Annotated in this window: 20 protein-coding genes and 1 pseudogene; 17 read left to right on the top strand and 4 right to left on the bottom strand. The window is 64.9% G+C overall.

All coding sequences use genetic code 11. The features are described from left to right. Window positions 1-28 precede the first annotated feature (28 nt). A complete protein-coding gene (aglM, locus tag GRX01_RS05555) occupies window positions 29-1,330 on the top strand; it encodes a UDP-glucose 6-dehydrogenase AglM (protein ID WP_159664295.1) in 1,302 nt (433 codons plus the stop codon). Window positions 1,331-1,578: 248 nt separating this feature from the next. On the opposite strand, the pseudogene GRX01_RS19605 reads toward aglM, so the two are convergent. Further along, window positions 1,579-2,138, bottom strand: a pseudogene (locus GRX01_RS19605) (GDP-mannose 4,6-dehydratase); the annotation flags it as partial. Between the two features lie 1,000 nt (window positions 2,139-3,138). Beyond that, a complete protein-coding gene (locus tag GRX01_RS05545; RefSeq protein WP_233740890.1) occupies window positions 3,139-6,627 on the bottom strand; it encodes a hypothetical protein in 3,489 nt (1,162 codons plus the stop codon). 139 nt (window positions 6,628-6,766) lie between these two features. Here GRX01_RS05545 and GRX01_RS19465 point away from each other — a divergent pair, with 139 nt between their 5' ends. Both GRX01_RS19465 and GRX01_RS05535 read left to right on the top strand, forming a co-directional pair. After that, window positions 6,767-7,219, top strand: coding sequence for a hypothetical protein (locus GRX01_RS19465; protein WP_321167924.1), 453 nt, complete (start codon window positions 6,767-6,769; stop codon window positions 7,217-7,219). Continuing rightward, window positions 7,216-7,575 carry a DUF7558 family protein gene (locus GRX01_RS05535; protein ID WP_159664285.1) on the top strand — a complete coding sequence of 120 codons (360 nt, stop codon included), beginning with the start codon at window positions 7,216-7,218 and terminating at the stop codon, window positions 7,573-7,575. The genes GRX01_RS19465 and GRX01_RS05535 overlap by 4 nt, the downstream gene beginning before the upstream one ends. On the opposite strand, the gene GRX01_RS05530 is transcribed toward GRX01_RS05535, so the two are convergent. Continuing rightward, window positions 7,530-8,345, bottom strand: coding sequence for a DUF429 domain-containing protein (locus GRX01_RS05530; protein ID WP_159664283.1), 816 nt, complete (start codon window positions 8,343-8,345; stop codon window positions 7,530-7,532). The two genes, GRX01_RS05535 and GRX01_RS05530, sit on opposite strands and share 46 nt — an antisense overlap. Window positions 8,346-8,829: 484 nt before the next feature. Between GRX01_RS05530 and GRX01_RS05525 the strand changes: the two genes are divergently transcribed. From GRX01_RS05525 to GRX01_RS05485, 10 genes are all read left to right on the top strand, one after another. Next, complete coding sequence (locus tag GRX01_RS05525) at window positions 8,830-9,690, top strand: DNA-binding protein (protein ID WP_159664281.1); 861 nt, start codon at window positions 8,830-8,832, stop codon at window positions 9,688-9,690. Window positions 9,691-10,131: 441 nt separating this feature from the next. Further along, window positions 10,132-10,536, top strand: a complete 405-nt coding sequence (locus GRX01_RS05520) for a PIN domain-containing protein (RefSeq protein ID WP_159664279.1) — start codon at window positions 10,132-10,134, stop codon at window positions 10,534-10,536. Between the two features lie 422 nt (window positions 10,537-10,958). Beyond that, window positions 10,959-11,918, top strand: coding sequence for a DUF955 domain-containing protein (locus GRX01_RS05515; RefSeq protein ID WP_159664277.1), 960 nt, complete (start codon window positions 10,959-10,961; stop codon window positions 11,916-11,918). Between the two features lie 171 nt (window positions 11,919-12,089). Beyond that, the gene (locus GRX01_RS05510; protein WP_321167923.1) at window positions 12,090-12,710 is read left to right on the top strand and encodes a DUF6735 family protein; all 621 of its coding nucleotides are present in this window, start codon (window positions 12,090-12,092) and stop codon (window positions 12,708-12,710) included. A gap of 189 nt (window positions 12,711-12,899) precedes the next feature. Beyond that, complete coding sequence (locus tag GRX01_RS05505) at window positions 12,900-13,961, top strand: dipeptidase (RefSeq protein ID WP_159664273.1); 1,062 nt, start codon at window positions 12,900-12,902, stop codon at window positions 13,959-13,961. 333 nt (window positions 13,962-14,294) lie between these two features. Beyond that, a complete protein-coding gene (locus GRX01_RS05500) occupies window positions 14,295-14,753 on the top strand; it encodes an SWIM zinc finger family protein (RefSeq protein ID WP_159664271.1) in 459 nt (152 codons plus the stop codon). Window positions 14,754-14,916: 163 nt separating this feature from the next. Then, complete coding sequence (locus tag GRX01_RS19460) at window positions 14,917-15,438, top strand: TFIIB-type zinc ribbon-containing protein (RefSeq protein ID WP_321167922.1); 522 nt, start codon at window positions 14,917-14,919, stop codon at window positions 15,436-15,438. Beyond that, on the top strand, window positions 15,435-15,749 hold the full coding sequence (locus GRX01_RS19455; RefSeq protein ID WP_321167921.1) for a hypothetical protein: 315 nt from the start codon (window positions 15,435-15,437) through the stop codon (window positions 15,747-15,749). The genes GRX01_RS19460 and GRX01_RS19455 overlap by 4 nt, the downstream gene beginning before the upstream one ends. 160 nt (window positions 15,750-15,909) lie before the next feature. After that, entirely contained in the window at window positions 15,910-18,054 is a 2,145-nt protein-coding gene (locus GRX01_RS05490; RefSeq protein WP_321167920.1) for an ABC transporter substrate-binding protein, read from the top strand. A 106-nt stretch (window positions 18,055-18,160) separates the two neighbouring features. Continuing rightward, window positions 18,161-18,871, top strand: coding sequence for a YqjF family protein (locus GRX01_RS05485; RefSeq protein ID WP_159664267.1), 711 nt, complete (start codon window positions 18,161-18,163; stop codon window positions 18,869-18,871). A 36-nt stretch (window positions 18,872-18,907) separates the two neighbouring features. Here GRX01_RS05485 and GRX01_RS05480 read toward each other — a convergent pair whose 3' ends face one another. After that, window positions 18,908-19,873: a transcriptional regulator FilR1 domain-containing protein gene (locus GRX01_RS05480; RefSeq protein WP_394351370.1), complete on the bottom strand. Its 966-nt coding sequence runs from the start codon at window positions 19,871-19,873 to the stop codon at window positions 18,908-18,910. A gap of 391 nt (window positions 19,874-20,264) precedes the next feature. On the opposite strand from GRX01_RS05480, the gene GRX01_RS05475 reads away from it, so the two are divergent. The 4 genes from GRX01_RS05475 to GRX01_RS05460 all read left to right on the top strand — a co-directional run bounded on the left by GRX01_RS05475 (window position 20,265) and on the right by GRX01_RS05460 (window position 24,354). Next, a complete protein-coding gene (locus tag GRX01_RS05475) occupies window positions 20,265-20,618 on the top strand; it encodes a hypothetical protein (RefSeq protein WP_201289522.1) in 354 nt (117 codons plus the stop codon). A 3-nt stretch (window positions 20,619-20,621) separates the two neighbouring features. Then, window positions 20,622-22,394, top strand: a complete 1,773-nt coding sequence (locus GRX01_RS05470) for a hypothetical protein (protein ID WP_159664263.1) — start codon at window positions 20,622-20,624, stop codon at window positions 22,392-22,394. A gap of 158 nt (window positions 22,395-22,552) precedes the next feature. Continuing rightward, window positions 22,553-23,227: a hypothetical protein gene (locus GRX01_RS05465; protein WP_159664261.1), complete on the top strand. Its 675-nt coding sequence runs from the start codon at window positions 22,553-22,555 to the stop codon at window positions 23,225-23,227. A gap of 2 nt (window positions 23,228-23,229) precedes the next feature. Then, complete coding sequence (locus tag GRX01_RS05460) at window positions 23,230-24,354, top strand: hypothetical protein (RefSeq protein ID WP_159664259.1); 1,125 nt, start codon at window positions 23,230-23,232, stop codon at window positions 24,352-24,354.

Genomic DNA, 24,354 nt, shown 5'->3' with positions numbered 1-24,354 from the left:
GATGTGAATCGGTCCACATCCCGTCGATATGCGAATCAACGTCGTCGGTTCCGGGTATGTCGGCACGACGCTGGCTGCCTCGCTGGCCGATCTCGGCCACGAGGTGACCGCGATCGACATCGACGAGGAGATCGTCGCGGCGCTTAATGACGGCCGTGCTCCCATTCACGAGCCTGAACTCGATGACCTCGTCGCCGAGCACGCCGGCGACCGGCTGCGAGCCACGACGTCCTACGACGACGTTCCGGAAGCGGACGTAACGTTCCTCGCGATCCAGACGCCCTCACGCGAAGACGGGAGCATCGACACGGGAGCGTTGTGTGCCGCCGCCGAGATGACGGGTGAGGCACTGGCAGAGGGCAGCGATCGGCATCTCGTCGTGGTCAAGAGCACGGTCGCACCGCCGTCACTGCCCGAGGTCGCCGATGCGCTCGAGAAAGGGCTAGGAGAGGCCCTCGCCGGCGACGGGGGTAATCGCGTTGCCTTCGGTGCGAACCCGGAGTTCCTTCGGGAGGGGACGGCCGTGTCCGATTTCCGCGAGCCCGACAAGCTCGTGTTCGGGACGACTGTTGAGTGGGCCGCCGAGTTGCTTGATGACGTGTACGCGCCGCTTCTGGCCGAGCACGATGCGCCGATCGTCCGCACCGATCCGGCGACCGCGATGATGATCAAGTACGCCAACAACGCCTTCCTCGCGGCGAAAGTGAGCCTGATCAACGACCTCGGGAACGTCTGCAAGGAGTTCGGCGTCGATACTTACGAGGTTGCCGAGGCAATCGGTCTCGACGACAGGATCGGTGAGCGCTTCCTTCGAAGCGGATTGGGGTGGGGTGGGTCGTGTTTTCCGAAGGATACGAACGCGCTCATCACTGCAGCCGAGGCTACCGGATATGTGCCGGCGATACTGAACGCTGCCGTCGAAGTGAACGACCGACAGCCTGAGCGACTCGTCGACTTGTTGCAAGACGAGGTAGATCTCGCTGGCGCCCGGATCGCGGTGTTGGGCTTGGCGTTCAAGCCGGGAACTGACGACGTTCGTAACTCTCGGGCGATCCCTGTGATCGAGGCGTTGCAGAAGCGGGGCGCGGCCGTCGTCGCCTATGACCCCGTCGCGACCGAGAACATGCGTGAGCACTTCCCCGACTTGGAGTATGCCGATTCGGCCACGGATGCGCTCACCGGCGCTGATGGTGCCGCTGTGGTTACTGACTGGGACGAATTTGCCGCGCTCGATTCGGAGTTCGATGCGATGGCGGATCCTGTGGTGGTCGACGGTCGTCGCGTGATCGAGCGTCGAGAGGGACTGACGTATGAGGGGTTGACGTGGTGACCTAACGTGTCGTGTGCAATACCCCGGCTCAACTGATAGCGGCGCGGAACGATATCAGGTGACTTGTTGAGTACAATCTGGTGGCGAGGATAGCTTTCAGAGACACCAATCTTTCTTCGAACGGTCCACTTCGGTAATGAAGTCGCCAACTGCACATTTTAGCAAAGTGATACTATTTGAGTATTCAATTACGATGACCGAACCAACGGCTCGTACTAGTCGCGGTTCTGTTCGTGCCGGTCAATGAACTACTTAATACCCTCGCGGATGTCGTAGGTCGGCTCGTAGCCGATCAGTTCCCGCGCCTTCGAGACGTCACCCTGGGTGTGGTCCGCGTCGGCCTCACGGGCAGGTTCATAGACAAGTTCCAAATCGGGGGCGAGTTGATCGCGGATCTTCTCGGCGAGGTGGATGCTCGTGATGTTATCCGTACTTCCGATGTTCAGAACCTCTCGCGCGACGGCATCGCTCCCCAATATCGTCCGATTCGCTTCCACCACATCGCTAACGTAGGTGAAGCCGCGCGTCTGCTCGCCGTCGCCGTAGATCACCGGGGGTTCATCGATCAGACATCGAGAAACGAAGTTCGAGATGGCCATGTCCGGTCGCATTCGGGGCCATATCCGGTGAAGTATCGCAGACACACCGTAGGGAGATCGTGTAGCTCGTTGAACACGCCTGCGTAGTGTTCCTACACCAGTTTCGAGACGCTGTAGGGGCTCACCGGTTCGTTCGGGTGGTCCTCACCACACGGGAGATACTCGGGTTTTCCATATACTGACGAGGAACTCGCGACGATCACGCGCTCACGTCGGCGGCCGTCGCATCCCCGAAAGTGAACCAGAAACCATTGCCGAACAGGTCACTGGATTGCAGTGCTAGAAGACGTCACCATGGTCTCCTGTCCGATAGGGCAGCAACTGATTCAGCAGACTCCTTCGTGAGACTCCAATCGAAGCAAGGGGTCGCTGAATACCCTTCTACAACGGTTTCTATGAGTCTATCCCGTATACCCTCGGTAGAACCGGTCTCGTAACGGATTGCGAGATATTCAATGACGTGACCCGATGAGCACTGTGCTATACGGTCGGTGAACTCCGCTAAACATGCGGATTCAACGGCACTACCGTCGAACGCTGTCGATCACGGGTCCAACGAGACGGCTGTGCGATCGACCTGAGCCGAAAACTGCACACAGCCACCGGAACGCGGCAGGTTCGAAGCGACCATCCCCGATCGCGACCGCACGAAATCGGGGCCACCTTGTCCGGAGATCGCGTATATCGTCTGATTTTGGTTGCCTCACACGCTCTTCCCTGCCACCGCGGCGCGATCTTCAACCACAGTTCAGCACTCACAGATCGGTCGAACGAACCCCGAATACGGGCTTCTCTCGGGTGATATCCCGAGTATCTGATCGGTGCAGCAGATCTCGATCCGTCGAACGTTGATTCGATATCCGGACTGTCACACCGGATAGACACCCACAATCAATCGGAACCGACGCGCGATCGCCGATGGATAGACTCCCGAATACAGGAGGAAGCGACACTCTCGGATGGGAATCGTCGCAGCAAGACATCGACACCGGCGCTGCCGGCGAACGACACTGGCGCTCCGACAGCGTATCTTCGACTATTCACACATGCTACCGGGGGATTCCCGTGGTATAGACGGCCACTCCGGGTCGAGGCCCGGCCGAGACGTCGAGCATCCCACCGCGAGTGGTGGCGCCACTGACTCATACGTGCTTGCAGATCCCGCCGTCTCCAGCGGACCGCCGAACCCCTATTTCACGTCCGTCGCGATCACCCATCGGTCGAGGCATGATCGAGATCGCGGAGCAACGTGACCGCCGTTTCCAACTCAGTGAACCCGGGCGTGTCGATCCGCCACTTGCTCGGCGGCGAGTTCTCGCTGTAGCTCTTCTCAACACGGGGGTGGTCGTCGGCAGGGCGGTTGAGCGCCTGCAACACGTCGTGGCCCGCGGCGCCGTTCTTCGTCACCCAGACCGCGGCCTCGGGATCGGGCGCCGCGAGCTTGTCGTAATCGTCGGGGACCGCGGTGTAGCGGTCATGGTTGACCCGCTCGGCCTCCAACGTGACGACCACCTCGCCGTCGGCATCGAGGCCGACCGCGTCGTACCGACCCTCACCGTCGGCCATATCGTAGTAGCTCACCGCCTCGACAGCCTGCGACCCCTCGTCGTCGACGTACTCCTGTCGAATGTACCGGCGGCCCAGCTCGACAAGCAGCGTGTGGAGGCTCGACTCCGCGAGGTCTCCCGCGCCGTGACCGTGGGCGTCACCCTCGCGGTGTGGTTCCCGTAAGCGGTTGCGGCCCTCGGGGGTCACCGTGTACAGCGTGTGTGGCGTGTCCCCGTCGTGTCTGAGCAGGCCGGCGCCGAGCAACTCCTCGACGGCGTCACTATCGAGGCCACAGTCTCGTCGGAGCGTGTCCATCCCGTCCCGGAGGAGATCGTAGGCGAGCGGTTCGAATCGACCCTGTTGGGCCATGTACACCGCCTGGAGGAACAACAACTGTTCGTGGCTGTGGTCGGCCGCGTTGCGCTCGCGTTCCGAAAGCGTGAGCGGAACCGCACAGATCGGCACGTCATCGCGGTCGATATCCGCACGGGATCCACAGCAGCCGACGCCGCGACGGATCCCCTCGACCGTCGGCTCATACCGCCCGTCACACGTCTCGCAGACGATCGCATGCGGCGCCTCTTCGTACCGGACGCACTCCGGCAGCCGGTCAGTCATCGGCAGCGCCGAGTCGAGGTCGTTCCCGGGGCGGTCAGCTCCGGGAGAACGGGTGCCGCCGGCCGCCACCGCGTTCGCAGATCCCGGGTCCGCGAGCGTGAGTCCCGCCTCCGCGCGGGTTCGACGGACCAGCATCTCGACCTCCGCCCGAAACGCTGCCTGGCGCGCATCGGAGAGGCCGTCGTCGGTCTCCGGGTGCCCCGCCGGCAACGGGAGCGACTCGACGACGAACGGCTGCGGCTCGGGGTCGTCGAACGGCGCCGGTAACGTGGTGAGCCACTCGCCACGGGAGAGCGCTCGAAGCCGGGTACCGACCGCCTCGGCATCCATCTCGTCGGTCGCGAGCCGCTGCTGGAGGCGGGTGTCCAAGGCGACGTTACCCGTGACGAGTGTCGAGACGTTGTTCATCAGCTCGCTGTACGTCTCCGGGTCCGTCTCGCGGAGCTGGCCCGGGAACTGCATCGCCAGCGTCACGCTCAGTCCGAACGCCCGCGACTGCGCGAGCAGGTCGCTCAAGACGTCCGACACCGCGAGATCCGCCGCCTCCTCGAGATAGAGGTTGACCAGCGGGAGGTCGTCCTCCTCTCGGCGTCGATGCCGCTGCCGCAGGGCGCTCCAGAGGTTCGACAGCACGACGAGCGCCAGCGACTGCTGGCTCTTCGCTCGCACCCCGCCCGTGTCAATGACGACGAGCGCGTCCTCGTCGAGCACGGTCGCGAGGTCGAACGTCGGCGTGTCGTCGCCGGCGACGTGGTTGAACACGCGGGCGAGCCGGTCGTCCAGGGGCACTTTTTCGACGCGGTTCGCGACGCCCTGCATGATCCGAGCGAACGCCTGCGGGTCGTTCTCGGCGACGCCCGCCAGCATCGCCCGGAGGTCATCATCGCTCACCAGCGGCGGCTCCCCCTCCCGGCGAAAGCGGTGGACCGCCCGCTCCAGGTCGCGGTGGGCGAACGCATCGGCGCCGTACTCGGGGTCGAACAGCGCCTTCACGAGATACCGGATCACGTCCGGCGAGCGGACGGCGCTGTCGAACGCCTCGGCGCCCGTGATCGCCCGGAGCAGTTCGAGGTAGTGGTCGGTGACGTCCTGGACCGCCGTCGTTCGGGAGACCCCCGCCGCCAGATCGTCGCGGATGTCGAACAGCGACAGCGCCGGGACCGTCTCGCTGCAGTCGAAGTAGTAGACATCGTCGAGGTCGCCGTGTGCGGCGTAGTGGGTGCGCAACAGGGTCGTCGCCATCTCGTCGCCCTTCGGGAGGATACAGACGTCTGCCCCGTCAGTCACTGCGTGGTCCTCGGTGATAGCGCGAACCAAGGCTGTGGATTTCCCGGAGCCAGTCTTCCCGAACCACGCGACGTGCAACGGTTGGAGGGATGGCGGGAGCGCGACCGTCGTGTCCGTCGCGGTGCCGTCTCTGGTGCGTGGTCGCCCGATCGCGAGCCCACGGTCGTACCGGGCGAGCGCGTCCGCCGGCGGCGGCGCGAGTCCCGTTCGCTCCGCGGGGAGGGCGCCGAGTGCGCGACGGGCCGTCTCGGTGAGCGCTGCGCCGTCCAGGAGGGCGACGTGCGGGACGGTCGTCGAGTCGGCGACGATCCGCGGCGACTGGTTGCTCGCGAGCGGGAGGCAGCGGGCCAGCCGACGCGTGGCCGGCGGGTCGCGAAGCGTCCGCGTGCGGATCGCCTCGCGAAGCGCGTCCCCCGGGTCGTCGTGGGTGACCGGCCGCAGGTCATAGAAGTCGCCCCCGACGGCGGTGAACGTCGCCGCCAGATCGCGGGCGCGGCGGGCGGCGTTCGGGCCGGCCGCGAGCACTCGAGCGTTCACGTCGTAGCAATTGCGGGCGGACTTCGCGAGGATCGCGTCGATCCGGGTGCCCGGGACGCTACCGGTGTCGCCGCGGCGGTGGGCCGACCGGCGCGGGGCGTGGCGATCGTCGTCGCCCGGGTCGTGGTCGTCATCGATCGGGAGGAGGGCACCGGTGAGGCGCTGGCCGACGGTGTCGCGCTCGCGGTCGAGGCGCCGAACGCGAGCCTCCGCTTCGCCGCTCCAGTCAGGCTTGGGGTGGAGCAGCGCCTGGTAGGCGGTCGGAAAGTCGGCGGCAGCCAGCCCCTCCACGACGGAGGTGAGCGGAAGCGTGGGGGCGTCCTCGACGCGGGCGGTGTCGTGTTGCTCCGGCGCGTCGGAGAGTGCCGGCGGACGGAGACGCGTCTGCCAGTCGTCGCGACGCTCGCCGACGCCGTGGAGCTCCGCGATCGCGGCCGCCTCCGTCGGGAGATCGGCGAGGGGGTCGGCTTTGTGGGTTGCGAGCGCGTACCTGTCGGGGAGCAGCCGGCTCGCGACGCGACGCAGCGCGTCAAAGCCCGTCGCCGCCGTCCCGAGGTAGTAGTCGATATCGTCGCCGTCGGTCGTGAGGAGGACTTCGATCGTGTAGTCGTCGAGGGTGTGGTGGAGCTGCTCAAACTGGTCGGTGATTCGCTCGGCCGGCAGCGGGTCCGGGCTGGGCGTGATCTCGAGGTAGACGCGGGCAGCCATCGGTCAACTGTCGGCCGGACTTGTTGTTGGCGTCCGGTGCGGGGCATTCGTGCTGTGAGCGATGTGCATCGTACGTGTCGCTCTCGGTGACCGGCGAAGTACTCACGGCGGGACACAGTGTTCGGTGGGGTGAAACGGAGTGCCCGCCCCCGACCGCTCGCCCGGCCGGGCCTCGCTGCGCGCCGTGGGTGCTTGCCTCGGCCGGGCCGGAGCGACCGGTCGGCCCCGGGCGGTCCCGCCCGCGTGGTTGTTTGTCGGCGCCGCGACGGGTGCGGCGCGCGTTGTGGCGTGTCGCATTGTTATGACTGACTTTGACCACTTCGAGGACGCACGGACAGACCGCGACCGCTTCGAACGTGAACAGCTCGCCCGGGACCGGGATGCCGACCGGGTCGAGACGGCCGACGTGACCGCGGCGTTTGCTCGGGAGCTCGTCGACGATCTCATCGCCGCCGACGTCGTCACGGCACGTTCCGACCCGCGGGTATTCGTCCACAATCTGTCGGGCGTTGCGTTCCGGTCGCGGCGCCAGTTGGCAGCGTTTCACCGTGGCTGGGCGACGGCACGAACCGGCGGCGGGGTGGACGAATGAGACGCACCGTGACCGGCTGTGCCTTCTGTGACGCCGGGCCCGGGGTTGATGTCGGGGACGCCCACACGTGGGGCGTCGACGACCTCGTGACGCATCCGATCTGCGTCGACTGTGCGGTCCGCGAGCGGACGGCACAACGGGCCGACCTGGTCGCATGTGACGGCTGTGGGCTCGGCCTCGATACCGCGGCGGCCCTCACCTCGTTCCGCGTTGAGGTCGGCCGTCTGGACGGCGTGATCCAACTGTGTGGCGAGTGTAGCCCGGACGGGCCGGCGACCCACTGGACGCGCGACCCCGAGGATCATGCTGTTCAGTTCGCGGACAGCTCGACCGCGAACGGCTCTGACCGGCGATAAACTATCCGCATCGGTCGCCCTCGCGTGTCGGTCGGGAGCGACTCGGTGTTCGGGAGCGTTTGAATTTCATCAGGACCGGCGCGGGCTGTTAGCGCCAGTCCGAGAGCGTCGATTAGGTCGTCGGTCCCGATACCAGGGTTCCCATCGAGCTGGCGGGCTAAGTCCCGCCAACTACCTGGTTCGTACTCGGTACTCGCCGCCATCGCATCCAATCGCGTAACCATTCCTTGGACGGTCGACTTGTTGAACTGGAGGTCCTCGTCGGCGAACGCTCTGAAGCAGACTTCTGGATGCCCCTCGACGACCGTCTCGTCTGCGGCCGTCGTCTCCAGCAACGCATCGACCTGACGGATTCCATCCGCAATGCTTGCAGCCTGTTGCGTGAGGCCCTTTCCCGTGTGCTCTCGGTTCGTCTCGTTGATCTCGCTGTAGGTTGCCGCGTTATTGCTCGCTGCGTTGACGGCCGCGCTGCAGGGGGCCGGGAACACCGACGACGAGCGGGGACCGATCACCTTGCGAGCGAGGCGATCACACCGTCGGGAGAGAGTCTCGTCATGTTTGAGACAGTCGCCTGGGTCGTCAAGTGACCCGCACAGACCGATCGGGATGTCGACGACGATCCGGTTGGCGCTATCGCCGTGTTCCTGCCACAGCTCGTCGATCGTATCGAAGATCTCGATGGCGGGCTCTCCATCCGTCGGATAGCCGACTGCGACCCACGCTCCAGAGTCCCAGTCCACGCCGATGTACCGCCATGGTGCCGTCGACATGCGTTGGTCTGCCGACGGCCGACGCAAAGCGGTTCGGTTTGTGACCAATGACACGTTTTCGGCTCGCCCCGCTCGCCGCTGCCGCCCTCCGCGTCGCTCGCGACCGACCATTCCGGGCGTGTGGCGCTCCCTGAAGTCGCGCCATTCCGGGCTGAAGTGCATGTGCCCTCGGCGCCAGCGGGTATCCGCCGGGGGCTCGCTGTCGCTCACCCCCGACGCATACTCCGCTGGGCGCTCGCACCGGGCGGCTGTTCGGGACACTCACTCCGTTCGTGTCCCGACTCTCACCTCGCTTCGCTCGGTGAGACGCCGCGCGGCGCTGGTTGGGGTCACCGTCGCGGGCGCGCTCTCGCTCGCGCCCACAGGGCGCTCGCGAAGGCGCGAGCGAGAGCGCGCAGTCGTGACTGGTCGGCGTGGTCCGTGAGGAAATCCCGCGTTGGGGCGCGGGATGTCGGGCGCGTCGCGAGCGCCTTCGAGGTCTGCAATGGAACGTAATCGTGTCTTCGATGAAAAGGATTCGGCAGTATCGAGCGGTAACCAAGATGTCGCGGACGACGAGCCGGAGCTGCGGGCGACAGTCGAGTTGCGGACGCAGGCGAAGGTCGATTCGGAGGCGATCGAGAAGGTCGCCGACACGGACGAGCTGGATCACCCGTACGGGATGACGCTGGAAGCCCAGGAGAAGTGGGAGGCCCGTGAGGCGGAGAAGGAGCGAACGCGCGAGCGGCGGCGGACGCAGTCCTCGCTGCGCGAGCAGGGCAGTCGGGTGTGTACACGTGAGCGGGCGGCAGAGTCGGCCCGTGAGTTCCGGGAGCGAGCGGCGAGCGTGGAGCCGGCGTTCGAGCCGGGACGCGACCCACGGGAAACGCTGGGTCGTGAGGAGCTGGCGGCAGTGAACGAGCAAGCCAAGCGGATCGCCCGAGACGTGCGCGAGAGCGGGACACGGGCGGCCGTGAGTCGGCGACTGGCTGAGAAGGTTCAACAAGGAAAGGGCGTCCTCAGCGCGAGCGTAGCCGTGACAGAGGCCGAGCGACGGCGGCCAGGAACGGTCATCCCGATCGACGAACTGGAGGAGGTGTCACGACACGAAGTGAGCATTGCAGGCCGTGTCGAGACGCTGTGGGAGCCGTCGCATCCGAGTATCGCGCAGGTCGGACTCGTCGCCGACGAGAGCGGGACAACCCGGGTGACGGTCTGGAAGAAGTCGAACGCTCCGTGGATGCACGAGGGCGAACGGGTGTGTCTCCGCGGTGCGGCGCGGAACTGGTACGAGGGACGCGTCTCGCTGGCTGTGACGCGGTCGACGTCGGTCCACTTTCCCGAGCGCGGCCGTTGGTGGAAGTAACTGGGGCGGCGCCTCCTCTTTTTTTATTTTGTGCCAGACCGCCCAAACCCCGCCGCCCCACCCACCGCTCCGTGCTCGCTCCCTGCGGTCGCTGTGCGCGCAGCCACGACCCTCTCAGGCCGATGGTCGAGTGAGAGTCTCCGACTAAACCACGGGAAGCATCGAGGCTCGATCCTGACGTCCAACACGCGGCGGTAGGCTGAACTGTCAACGGCGTCAACGAGTCTGTATGGGAACGAAACAAATCCGGATCAGCGAGGACCTCTAAGCACGGGTGCAGAGCGAGAATAAGGACGGAGAAACGCTCTCAGAGACATTGGATCGGCTCGTCGGCGGCTACTCTCTTACGGACTTTGCTGATGACGCTGCCGAACTTGATTTGGATTTCAGCGTCGAAGAAGCGACAGATGGGGCCGTGGGCGCGACGCCGCCCACGCACGAATGATTCTCGATACACAGTCTCTCGGAGCGCTCGTCGATCGGGACGAAGATGCGAGAGCGAAGGCAGCAGAGCTTGAAGAAGACGGAATCCCGATCCGAATCCCGACTGCTGTCGTCTGGGAGGCGTATACTGGAATCGGGAACGCAGCTGATACCGACACGGCCGAGCAGCTGCGGATGCTCTACGAGCGACTTAGTACGAGTCGATCAACGTTGGAGTTGACATCTCAGGTAGCTCGGCGAGCGGGCGAGCTGAATGGACATCACATCACGTCCGATTCAGCAGCACAGCTCGACGGGGCGGATTCCGTCGTCGCTGCTCATGGACTCCTCCTCGATGAACCGGTCATTTCGAATGATTCCGATTTCCAAGGGGTCGACGGATTAGGGGTTGTCACATACTGACTCAGCGACACGGTTGAAATTCTCTTTTTACTACTTCTACTCCAAGGGTACTGATGGGATGCTGTTGCGAATTGCTCACTCCAATCCTTTTGATGTCGGAGGAACGACAGTATCCTCGTTTCCCTCTCTGTTCGTCTGTGAGGGATGAGACGACCCCCACAACAACGATCGAACTTCGAAACGAGCTCGATAGGCTGGTGCAGATGACGTATGAGAACAGGGCAGATCGGAGATTCTGTATCCCGCGTCCGAAGCCGGGACGCTCACGTCGTCGGAGACGGCCGTCGTCGCCTGTGTAGCACTCGGTGACAGACCAGTCGGTTTCGCTCGGCTCTTGTTCGAGGTGCTCGGCCATCAGCGAGTTTGTTTGCGCCCTGGCGGGCGGGGCGCGTCCCGACGAATCTCGACGGGTCCCGGATTCGATGATGGCTTCGAGTGATCCCACGGTCTCCTTCGACGAGACCGACTCCAGACGCGACGAGATGCACAGCGCGATCGACCAGTGGATCGACGACCTCGTGACCGCGACCGAGGACGCACGGGCGAGTGAGGCGTTCCAGGCGTGGCTCGACGTCCAGAGTCGGTTCCACGACTACTCGGCACGAAACACGATGCTGATCACGCAACAACAGCCCGACGCGAGGCGGGTTGCGGGGTATCGGGCGTGGCAGGAGGAGTTCGACCGGCAGGTGCAGGAGGGAGCATCGGCGATCTGGATCTGGGCGCCGATCATCACGACGCGGTGTCCCGAATGTGAGAACGCGCCGTCGTACCACGCAGACAGCGACTGCGAGTACGACGCGACGCCGCCCGAGGAGTGGGACGAGGGGGTGGTCGGGTTCCGGCCGGTGCCCGTGTTCGACATCTCACAGACGGAGGGCGAGCCGCTGCCGGAGCTGGATCACGAAGCGACCGGTGAGGCGGGCGACCTCGTCGAGCGCCTAATCGACGCCGCCTCACAACTCGGGGCGTCGGTCGAGATCGTCGCCGACGGTGCGTGGGAGCACGGGGACGCGAACGGGATCTGTCGGCCGGCGCGTGGACCCGGTGAGACGCCGGTGATCGAGGTGCGAGACCGATCGAACCGGGCGGACCTCGCGCGAACACTCGTCCACGAGTACGCACACGCCCAGTTGCATGTCGGCGTCGACGACGAGACCGAACGGGCGAAGCGGGAGGTGGAGGCCGAGGCGGTCGCGTACGTGGTCGCACGAGCGTGCGGGGTGGATGCGAGCGGGTCGGCGTTCTATCTGGCCTCGTGGGCCGGCGACGACACGACGGTGATCCGCGAGCGGTTGGAACGGATCAGCTCAACCGCGGAAACGATTCACACCGCAATCGATGAGGCGTACCCCTGTCGCGACAGCCCTCACGATACGTGATCGCTCGGTGCCGACCGGTGACCGACTGTCAGCCGGGGGCGCCACACCTGGTATGGAATTTCAGGCTATCCATGATGAAAGGTAGGTATCGATACCGATCCGTACCGCGAGATCTGCGGGTTTGTGTGCCCCGTGACGGGCGAGGGGCGTACCAGTCGTCCCTCGGATTCCATGGGACACCGAGCACTCGTTGCGTACGAACGGGCGGATAGCACGTACAACATCCACTACTCGCACTGGGGTGCGAACGGCCTTCGTCTGAAACACGCCCTCACCCCGCGGACACCGTACGGAGCCGACGACTCGTCGGGTCGAGCACGCCGGATGCACGAAGCGCTCACCGACGGCGTCGATCCGGAGACGGTCGCCGACGAGTACGGCCGCGGTCAGGACACGCAGGTTGATGTTCTGCCGCTGGAGACGGGCGTCACCCTCGCAACCGTCTTGACTGATCTCCTCGATTACCTCCACCACGAGGCGCTGTACGTCGTCGACTCGAGGTTCGAGGTGACGGCGTACCGCACGCTGTGGTTCGGGCTGCAGTACGAGAGCGACCGTATCGACGACGCCCCGACGCTGGGCTACGGCGCCGTTCGGACCGTTCGCTGGTGTGACGGCGAGCCAGCCGGTGACGACTATCTTTGCGGGCAGTTCGCAGGCCTGAAGCGAGCGCTGGGAGCGATGATCGACCGAGAGCGGATCGGCGAGGCGATGGCGAACCAGTTCCTCCACAGCGAACTGGTCGAGATAACCGACGGCAGGCACGACCTGCGATTCGGCGATATCGGGTGATCGGGGTCTGCTGACGGCTCCGGAGGTCTCGGTCGGCTGACGTGCGACGTGCAGTCCATGGAGGCCGGTCCCACCCTCGGGCTAGTCGGATAGACTCGATGCCGTGCACAGGGAAGTAAACAGCTGGTGACGGTCCTCCGAGGGGGTCGTCGCCACAACGCCTAACAGCTGACCGCGCGTCGCCGCAGTATGCGCGTTTTCGACGGCCACAACGATACGCTTCTGGAGTTACACGTCGACGAGCGTGGTGGCGGGCAGTCGTTCTTCGAGCGAAGCGACGCCGGCCACATTGATCTGCCGCGGGCACACGCCGCCGAGTACGGCGGCAGCCTGTTCGCCGTCTTCGTCCCCAACGAAGGGGCGTCCGACGGCGCGTACGATCGGCGGCAAACGGCTGACGGCTACGAGATCCCTCTCGCCGACCCGGTTGACCACACCCGGGCGAAACGCGTCACCTACGAGATGCTCGAACGACTGTATCGTCTCGAACGACAGGCGCGAGAGCGGGCCGACGGGGGCTTTCGAGTGGCACGCTCCGTCACCGACATTCAGGACTGTCTCGACAGCGGGGCAGTGGCTGCAGTGCCACACTTGGAGGGTGCTGCGGCCGTCGCACCGGATCTGTCGAACCTCGAGTTCCTCTATGCTGCGGGCGTCCGGTCGATCGGCCTCGTCTGGTCGCGGCCGAACGCCTTCGGTGAGGGCGTCCCGTTTCGCTACCCCGCCACGCCCGACATCGGCGACGGGCTCACCGACGCAGGGCGGGCCCTCGTGCGCGCCTGCGAGAACCGGGGCATCGTCGTCGACTGTGCGCACCTGAACCAGGCGGGATTCGAGGACGTGCACGCACTCACTGATGCCCCGTTGGTCGTGAGCCACGCCGCCGCTCACGCGGTCTGTCCGTCCGCACGTACCCTCACCGACGACCAGTTGCGGGCGATCGCCGACTCGAACGGGGTCGTCGGGCTCTCGTTTGCTACGAGTACGCTCCGCCCGGACGGTGAGGACGACCCTGAAACGCCGCTATCGACGCTGGTTGCCCATATCGACCACATCGTCGATGTGGCGGGTATCGACCACGTCGCCCTCGGGTCGGATTTCGACGGCGCCGGCGTTCCGAACTCCATCGGCGACGTGACCGGCGTGCCCCCGCTTCTGGACGCGCTCCGCGAGCGGGGGTATAGTGAAAACGACGTCCGAGCGATCGCCCGCGAGAACTGGCTTCGCGTCTTGGCAGCGTGGTGGTCGTAGCGGCGGCCACAGTACCCTCCCGGCGCGAGCGACGACTGGGTTTTCCCTCTCGGTCCGACTCGGATGACGCCGGCGAGTCACGGGTCCGACTGGCCCCACCGCAGGTAGCATGTGGCCAACAGTATCGTGTCGATCTGTGCTCGCGGGTGTAGCCGCCTTCAGCTGTTACCACGCCAAACCGGGCTCGCCTCCCCGACCCGGGATTGCCACTACTGCGGCTCGCTCGTTGGAGCCGCCATTTCCATCTATATGACCGTCGGCGTGGTCCCCGTGACTCGCAGAGTAGTTTGTGTGCGCCGCCACGGGTGGCGCGCACTCGCGTGCCTGCCCACCATGGATTCGAGCCACGTTCTCGACCGACTCGACGTCTCGACCGGCGCCCGCCGTCGCGCCGAAACGGAACCGTTCACGTTCTCGCTCACTCCGGATGGCGTTCGCGTGACGAATCACAGCTATGCGGAGCCGAGCGAGCATAGCTACGTCGTCACGATAGACGGTGACCTCCCGATTGCGTGTGAGTGCCCTGCGGACGAGCACTACAACCCGGCGTGCAAACACCGACTCGCAGTCGCCATCCACACGCCGGTCCGTGAGGCGGCGGCAGCACACCCCGTCGTCGACGGTGGTGTGCAGGATGCTTCGGAGTCGGAGTCAACGGAGTCGCTGGGTCAAGAGACGGAAACCAGCGAGTCGGCCGACGGGCCTGACTGGTGTGACTGCGCGGACCTAGGGGACCTGCCCTGTTTCGAGTGCGTTCGCCGCGGTCGCAAGCCCCTATCGGGAAACGGGTGAGCGCAGCCGGGGGTGTTTCTGGGCCCCGGGACGGGCGAGGGGCGCCGGAAGGCGTGCCTCGTGACCGACGATGCACGGAGACGCTGTGTACGACCGACGGTTCGACGAATCGACCCGACAGACGACCGCGAATACCTGTCCCGACTGTGGCGGGCGGGTAACGATGAACCTCGCGGAGGTGGTATGTGACGACTGTGGGCTCGTACTTGCCGACGAACAGGTCGATCCCGGAGCGGAGTGGCGAACGTTCAACGATGACGACGCCGAGACCGCGCGAGCTCGGACCGGCGCCCCGCGGACGCCGGCGCGACACGATCGTGGCCTTTCGACGGAGATCGGCCGGAAGCGTGACGCCCACGGCCGGCCGCTCGACGGGGAGACGCGACGCCGATTTGCCCGACTCCGACGCGAGCATCGTCGAGCGAACACGGCGTCGAAAGCCGAGCGAAACCAGGCGTACGGCCTCTCACAGATCCGTCGGATGGTCGGCGCGCTCGGACTCGGGAGATCGATCCGGGATCAGGCGTGTCGGCTGTTCAGCTCCGCCCAGGAGGACGGTCTCCTCGTGGGTCGATCGATCGAGGCGATGAGCGCCGCGGCCCTGTACGCGGCGTGCCGGTGCAACGGCCGCCCCGAGACACGGGGCGACGTGAACCGCGTCGCGCAGGGGGACGCTCGCGGGTGAGCAACGCCTACACCGTTCTCAACCGGGAACTGGGGTTGCCGGTGCCGCCGCGTGAGCCGGCGACGTTCCTCCCGAAGCTCGTGTCGGCGCTGGACCTCCCACGAGCGGTTGAACGCCGAGCCCGTGACATCCTCCACGCGTCCCCGTCTGTGGTCGAGACCAGCGCGAACCCGTCGGGGATCGCCGGCGGGGCGATCCTCGTCGCAGCGCGAGAGTTGAATGTCCGCGATCGGTTCAGTCAAGCGGAGTTGGCGACGGCTGCGGACGTGACACCCGTGACGCTCCGCAAGCACCGGAACGCCCTCGAGTGATCGGTTTCACAACACTGTCGGAGTAATTCCTGAGTTAGTTTATTCCGCGGAAGCCGACCAGTGTTCCCGTTCACACCTATAGAACGTTCAGGAGTGATGGACGTGAGTTGATCCCCAATTTTTATGATTCAATACTGGTACGATCGGTTGGATTCCATTTATGAGCGATATGTCTTCACCGATCGACCGAAGAACATTGCTCACCGCGTTGGGAACGGCGGCCGGGGCTGCAACGATCCCCGACCTGACGACGGGCCAGCAGGCCGGTTCTGACCTCTCCCCCCGTGACGGAGGCACGTTCACGATCGGTTGGGGCGGGACCACAGCCGGCGTGTCACCGTTCAACGAGAACACCGCGCTCAACGGCCTCCTCGTTCGGCAAGTGTACGACCAGGGTGTCGTACTCGATCCCGATTCGAGTGCGGTTCAACCGTGGCTGTTCACGGACTGGGAACTCGTCGACGAGGGGGAGGCGCCGGCGATCGAAGTGACGGTCCGTGACGACGTAACGTGGCACGATGGGGAGGCGTTCACCGCGGCCGACCCTGTGTTCACCTACGAGTACCTGCAAACGACCGACACCCAAAATGTCATCTCTCGCGGAAACAGCAAGTATATCGACGGTGTCGAGCAGACGGGGACCTACGAGTTCCGGATCGAGTTGACCGAGCCGATCGCGACGTGGCGGCAGTCGCTCCTCCGTGTCGCGGTCCTGCCCGAGCATATCTGGAGCGGCGTCGCTGACCCGGCACAACGGGACCCATTGGCGGAGGGCGGCCCCATCGGAACGGGTGCGTTCACTGTCGCATCGTTCGACGCAGACGCGAAGACGTGGGTCCGACTGGAACCGCGAGCGGATGCCGACGAGACGTATCCGATGCCGGCCGATGTGGATTTCCTCGCCGACAATCCGCCCTACGTCGACGCGTTGGAGATCCGCCAGTACGACTCGAAATCCGCGGTCAAAACCGCCCTACTCGAGGGAGAGGTCGACGCGATAAACACATCGTTGAGCTACGACGAGGCCGACAGGTACCGGTCGAACAACTGTGAGGTGAACGTCGTCGAAAGCGAGGAGGACGGGTTCCAGCTGGCCGGGTTCAACACGCGGCGGGTCCCGTTCGACGATAAAGTGTTCAGACAGTTCCTACACAAACTGTGGGACGACGAGTACTACATCAACGAGGTCCACAGCGGCACGGACGCAGTCGCCGGGGACTACCTCGCACCGTTGCCGTTCTCGGAGTATCGGCCGGCCGAACCCGATGCCTCCGCCGCCGAGCAGTTCACGCTGTTCAGGGATTCACAGGGGGACTTCGATGTCGAGGCCGCGCGGGCGTTCCTCACCGACAACGCTGCGGCGCAGCACGACTACTCGTTCGAGGAGACCGCCGACGGGATGCGTCTGCGCGTGAACGGGGAGCCGTTTGGCGCCGCACACACGGACAATGACGGCACGGGCGACCAGGGTGCGCTCACCGTTCTCACGACGTTACCCCGGTTCAACCCGAAGCAGGCCGAAGGGATCGATCGCTGGATCCGGAACATGGAGTTGGTGGGGGTTCCAGCTGAGGTTTCCGAACGGGGGTTCGGACAGCTGATTGATCAGGTCTTTTCTGAGCAAGCGTTCGATACGTACACGATCGGATGGACAAACCTTGAGCCAACACTTGGCTACCTCAATCAAATCGCCGGGGATGGGTATGGGAACCCAACCGGATACCGCGGCGCGGACGACCTCATTCGCGACGCCGAGACGACACTCGACCAGTCCGAGCGCACGGAGGCTGTGAAGGCCGCACTGAGCCGGATCTATGAGGACAGTCCGTATATGGTGTTTGAGTACGAGCGCCTCTATCAGCCGCTGCTTGAGGATTGGGCCGGTTGGGTGAACAATCAGGGTGGCATCTACAACCAATTCACCTATCTCAATATCCACCGCCCACCGGAGTTCGAGTTCCAGATTCGCGGAGCGAACAAGGGTTCGAAAGCACCGACGATCAACAGCGGGTCCAACGGTCGGATCCCCGTCCGGATTCCGGCCACCGAATCGATCGACCCGGCCACAGACATCGACGTGGACACGCTTCGGTTCGGCTCGAGAGCGACCGTGAACGGCTGTGGCGGGGCGACCCCGGTCAAGAGCACGGTCGTGAACGGCTCCGGCGATGGGGGCGGCGACCTCCTCGTCCACTTCGAGACAGACGCGACCGGCTTCGAACCGGGCGATACGGTCGCGAAGCTCGCCGGGCGAACGACGGGTGGAACGCCGATCACGGCGACCAGCTCGGTCGATGTGAAGTAACAGCGCGATCCACCAACCGATACTCTGGGCGGAGAATCGTCAGCTACCTCCGTCAGTCGAGGAGCCACTGCTTTTTATCGCCTCCAGTCGTATGAAATTGTATCTCATGGCACCGACGCTCCGACTGGTGGGGGAGGACGTGCTCTTCGCGAGTTGGCCGGTCCCAACGACCCGACTCGAAGCGACCGTCCCGGACCCACTCACGATCGACACGTACGACGGCACGGGCTGGGTCACGATCCTCGCCCACGAAGTGACCGACGCGGGACTCGACGCCGTCCCGATGTCGCAGTTCCCTGAGTTCGGCGAGGTCGACCTGCGAACCTACGTGCGGTACGACGACGATCCGGGGGTACACTTCTTCTCGTGTAACACGAGCCAGCGGCTCGGCACGCTGGTCGGGGATCGCTCGTTCGGCCTTCCGTTCACGCACGCCTCGATCGACTTCGACCGCCGCGGCGACCGGACCGTCCTCCGATGTGCGCGGTCGAAGTCAGCGGGTCGCGGTCGCTATGACGTGATCTACCGGCCGACCGGTCAGCCAGCTCCCGCGGACGCCGGCTCGCTCGCCGAGTTCCTCGTCGAGCGGCATACGTACTTCACACCGGACGAGGACGCGGGAGCGATGGTGATCGGAAGCGTCGAGCGGGATCCGTGGCAACTCGCCCCCGTCGACGCAACCGTGCGGACCAATTCGCTGTTCGAGACGGTCGGACTTGACGCCCCCGACGGTGACCCGGTGTTCCACTACAGCCCGCGGTTCGAGTCCCGCTTCGTCGACCGTGAACGCGTCGTGGATGAGGACCTGTCGCGCTGATTTTCGCGATTCAACCGATTGAACGGACAGTTGACACTACCCGAGGGGAGACGACACTGCTCGGTCGAGCCACCCGCGGATCCGTCCGGCGGGTCGCTGGCTGTCCGCCCAAATGTTCTCGAACGTCGTGTCCGCCCACCGCCGAAGCGCTGCCCCCGCTCCAACTACCGCCGCGTCCGTGGTGTGGCGCGTCGACCCGCCGACCATCACCGTCTCCCGATTGTAGATCGCGAGTCCGGTGTACAGCGGTTCCGGATGGATCCGCACCTCAACGTTCGGTGCCAACACCGCGCCAGCGAGGTAGTGGATCCGACCCGGCCGTGTGAGTTGGCGGTACGTTCGCCTGTCGAAGACGATCTGTTGGGTGGTGTCTCGGTCGATATAGTTCCCGAACAGGTCGAGCATGACAGGATCGAACACCGGGGTGATCGACCGGACGTGGCTGAGGCCCTCTGTCCGGAGGTCGGCCGCATCGACCGCGGCGCTCAACAGCGCGTTGGGGTCTGTGGGCGTTTCGACGACGAGATCGCCACCGGCAAGCGCGTGCAACGGCGGATCGACCCAGTAGCTCATTCGTCGGAGTGCCGGCGCCTTCGCGATCGCCTGCCGGATCGCCTCCACGAGCCAGTCGATCCGCTCCAAGTCCACGACGGCTCGGGAGGTTGCGGTGAACCGGCCGTCGGTCGTTCGGTCAACCCACTCAAGATCGTCCAGCCGATCGAGTGTCCGATGCACGGTGGAGCGCGAGGGGAGCTGCTCATCGGCGGCTAATTCCGCCTTGTCGGCCGACGTGGCCACAAGGGTGCGCAGGAGGTCCCGTCTGGACTCTGAGTTCGTGAGATACGCGATCGCCGCCGGGTCCGTCTGTGCCGCGACACACCGGTATGCTCCGATCGCTTTCACCGCGGAGCGAGTCATTCGAACTTCGCCGTCGGAGCCATCGATCGCGAACCCGATCTCTCGGAACTCCCTGATCCGTCGGTAGATCGCCTTCCGGCTCACGTCACATCCCTCCGCCAATTCAGTCGGGGTTGCGCCACCACCCATTGACTCGAGGACCGACAGTACGTCGACTCGATCCGGGTCCGTTTGGGAGACGGACAGCTCTCGAACGACCCCCCAGGGTTCGTTCATAGGCTGATCGATTGTTTTCACCGTCGGATCGGATAAATATCTTCGGAAGAGAACGTTCACAGATCTCCACAGTGTGGGACGCCGTGAGTACTTCCTCGTCGCTGGACGAATACGGGCAATGCCACGTCGACGTGAATGGGGTCCGTTCGGCGGGATGAGTGCCGCCAATAACGGGCCCAACGGGGATGGTCGGGTCGTGACCGACGGCGGAAGCCCGGATCGACGGATCGTGACACCAGCCTTCGGCGCGGTGTGTCGAGTGAGCCTCTGTCTCGTGCTCCTCGTGGCGGCAGCCACTGGGACGGTCGCCGCACAGGACGACACGACGAACCCCGTGTGTACGAACGAATCGGACACGCTCGCCAACATGATCGAGGGATTCGTGCAGATCACCACCGGGCTGGGGATCATGGGGCTGCTCGTGGTCTGGCAGGCGGACGCTCTCATGGAGATGTTCACCCTCGGTCGCGAGCAGAAAGCGAAGATCAAACAGCACAAGCGCGGCGCCGGCCGGTCGGCGCTTACGCTGGTCGTGCTCGGGCCGCTGTTCACCGTCGCCGGCACCGCGATGGAGCTCCCGATCGCCGAGTGCGTCGATCTCATCCCCTTCTGACCGATGCGACGACGAACCTCGCTGTCGGTTGCGGCCCTCATCGTCATGCTCGTCGGGAGCCTCGTCGCCGTCGCCGCCGGGCGCCCACCGTCTCCCCAGGAGGAGACACACGGGCTGACGGAGGCGGAGGCGGCGTCGCTGTGGAGCCGAGACAACGACTCCGGCTACGTCACGAACGCCGCCTTCGAGCGGCGCTCCAACGACTCGCGCTCTGCCGGCGAACAACTCGCCAACGCCAGCGACATTACGTTCCGCCGCCCGCCCGATACCGCGGCTCGCTGGACACGGGCTGACCATCGCGACGCCACGCCGGGCGACGTGAACGTATCAGTGTACCCACCCCACGCGACCCTCACCGATGGCCGGTACATTCGGGACGCCCATGCGACGCTGTTCGCGATCACCCCGTCCACGACTGCCCACCGGACTCCGGGCGAGACGACCGAGTACGTCGCCCCGAACGGGACGGTGCGGGGACTAGTGGATTATCGGATTGTCGTTCCCAGCGCGGAGTCGGCGAATAACACGACGGTCGATTACACGCTGGCCAGCAGTCGGATCGAGTCGGTTCGCCTGGAGACGGGCGACGGAACCACGCTCGCGCGGACGGATGGGACCGCGCTGCCGGCGATCAACTACACGCTCATTGACGATGTCGACTCCCTTGTCCTCGTCGCGACGATCCGTGCGGAGTTTCGGGTCGACCAGCCGCGGACGGACAGGAACGGACGACACCCCTCGAACGAGACTGCCGAGGATCCGACGATAGCGACGACGCCCGAGACGCGCACCGTTTCGGAGACGGTAACGGTTCGCGACCGACGGGCGATCGAACCGTACACCCCTGAGGTCGCTCTCGTCCGCGGCCGAAGGCCCGAGGGGGACCGCCTCCTCGCAGCGTTCCACTCAGCGCCGTGGCTCGGCCTCCGGTTCGGCACCGAGGGTGACCGGCAGGTACGCGGCGTCTGGCGCTTCTACACCGCCCGCGACGTCCGGTGGGACACGCTCGAACGGTCGAATCGGACCGGCACTCGGGAGATCGAATCCCCGGCCCTGCCGGTCGCGGTCCACGCGTATCCGTCCCGGCTCGGCCCTCGGAGCGAGCCGACCGGCCGCACTCCTCGGATCACCGCTGTCTGGGGGCGCGATCGCCGGTCGCCGGCGGCGTCGCTTCCCGATACCGTCTCCGTCGACGTGGTCGAACGCGAGTACACGGCGTCGTACGGCTTGGCCGTCCGCACCGTGCTGGCCCATGACGAGGCTGTCGAGGCGGTCGGGATCGTTCGCGGCGTCGACGTGCCGATCGACGAAACCGGCCCGACGCGACAGCTCCGCCGCAGCGATTTGACCGTGGAGGTCGTCGACCAGGATGATACCGGAGCGACGCTGCGCATCGCGTTGACCGACGCCCCCACCGGCGAGCCGATCGCCCTCCGCCGGTCCGAGGCACCGTTCGAGATCCCGTCGACCGCCACCCGTGAGGGCTACGTCGCCGTGGCGGGCGAGCGGGTGCGGACGAACGTCTCTGGCGTCGCCACGGTGACCGTCTCCGAGCCCGGTGTGTACACGGTGGAGTATGTGCCCGGCTCGTGGGTGGCACACCACCCGGCGTACGTCGGTACGAGTGCGACCGCTCGCTGGCATCCGCTGGCGACGCCGGCAGGGTGGCTACGGCTCTTCGGACGGACGCTCCAGTGGGCGCTCCCGTTCGCGCTCGCAGTGTATGCGGGGCGGCGACTCGGACGGCTGTTCCGGTTCGGGGAGGTGGGTCCATGACTGACCGAGTGCCGTGACGACGCCTGCTCGCCGTCGCCGGGAGTACGCTCGTCGCCCTCGCGGGGTGTAGTCAACATGAAACTGACTCGTCCTCGGAGACGGGAGCGAATTCGGCCGGCGAGGCGACGGATCCTGACGACCCGTTCGAGCAACTCGCGATGCGCGGCACGGAACTCGTAATCGAACTCCGGGAGGACAGCGAGGTGGAGCAGGTGAACGTGATCGCGCCGGACGGCTCCCGCGTGCGGTCGCTGTCGGTTGTCACGGGGGAAACACGGCTTACCGTCGAACTGGGTGTCCGGTACGTGCCCGGGACCTACGAGGTGACGACCGAGGGAGGTTCAGGCGCGTCGATCACGCTGGAGCCGGATCTCGTCATCGAGGAACTGGGCGTCGGCGCGAACAATCCTGACGTGATGCCCGATTCCTTAGGTAACTTCGAACCGTTTGCGGCTACAGTACTTGTTCGGAACATCGGATCAGGCCCTACAGCTGTCCAGAACCTCGCCTTCCTCGGCGACATCCCAAATGAAACCGAAGAGGTTCTTGAATCAGCAGAAACGAGCGGGATCTTCGATACCGGAACGGGTGCCGGTGAAGTTGAACAGGTACTGATTGAGCCAAACGCTACTGCCCGTCTATTCTCGAGTACTCTACCCTTCTCGTTCGCAGGTGAGCAAGAAACCTGTTCTTCGATGCCCGGTGATAGCGTGGCAACGGTTAAAATCGAAGATACTGCACGTAGCGTCATTTTCGAAACGAGATACGAACTGTCGTATCGTCCGACATCTGACGACGACTGCGAGATCACCGTTGAGGGGGAGGTGAATTGAGCATGGCGAATCTCCCCCTTTCTGATTATGGAGTTGAGTGGTTCAAAGATATTCTTGGCCAAATCATCGCATGGTTTCGAGAACAACTGTTGCGCGGTTATCAAACAATAACGACAGACCTGTTCGCAACTCCACTTCCTGATGGGACCGGTCTGAACGTTGTTCTTTGTTCACCCGATACTGGAGAAGCCCCTTGGTACAGTATTTACCAAACCGTCGTTACTGGAGAAGTTCTGATCGTGTCTCTTGTCATACTATTCCTCTCGATTCAGGGTCGCCACTTCGCACGAATATTCAATCTCGGCTCTCCCAAAACGGATCGCCGAACTCGGAGAAGCGCATGGACAGGGGGTATCTTGATCGTTTCTTGGTATTGGATCGCCGTTTTGGCTCTCTACATGGTACAGGCGCTCACAATCGGGTTGATTCCAGACATCAGCCAAGTCGGTACTGCAGTAGCGAAACTTCTACCTGATGCTGCACTCAATCCGGTGATGACGCTCGTACTCACCACCGTCGCCGCTATCTCCTTGTCCACTCTGAAATCGATCTTCTTCCTCCGGGAGGTTCTCCTGTACGTCTACCTGTACGGGATGCCGATCGGTCTCGCGTTCGCGTTTGGGAACCTCCCGGTCGTCTCGAGGATCGCCGCCCGCTTCTGCCGACAGTTCATCCCGCTTGTGGTTCTGCCGATCCCGGCCGCCGTCCTGTTCCGTGGCTACGGACTGTTGTTCGGCGGCGAGCCCGTCGTCTCTCCGACCCGGCCGCTGTTCGGCTATGTCGTCGCGATCTCGTTGCCCGTGGTGGGGCTGTACGTCACGTGGAAGACGTTCCGATACGCCGCGCCGCTCGTCACGGGTGCGCTCGCACGGACCAGTCGGACCGCCGCGACGCTCGGGGCGGTCGCCGGGATGGGTGCGGCCGTCGGGGGCGGGGCCGCGGCGACGACCGCCCGCTACGGGCCGCGTGCCGGCATGATGTACGCGGCCGTGCAGCGCGTCATGGACGGCGGATCATCACAGCACGGTGCATCGACGACAACCCAGGACAACGTCACGACCGACCGGTCCGGCGACGGTGGGATCCCGGCCTACCGTCGTCGAGAAAACGATCCGGGACACGAGTGA

The organism is Halobaculum saliterrae (genome assembly GCF_009831625.1).
GTDB lineage: Archaea > Halobacteriota > Halobacteria > Halobacteriales > Haloferacaceae > Halobaculum > Halobaculum saliterrae.
The sequence above is the reverse complement of the archived record's forward strand: the minus strand, read 5'-3'. Positions and strand labels throughout refer to the sequence as shown.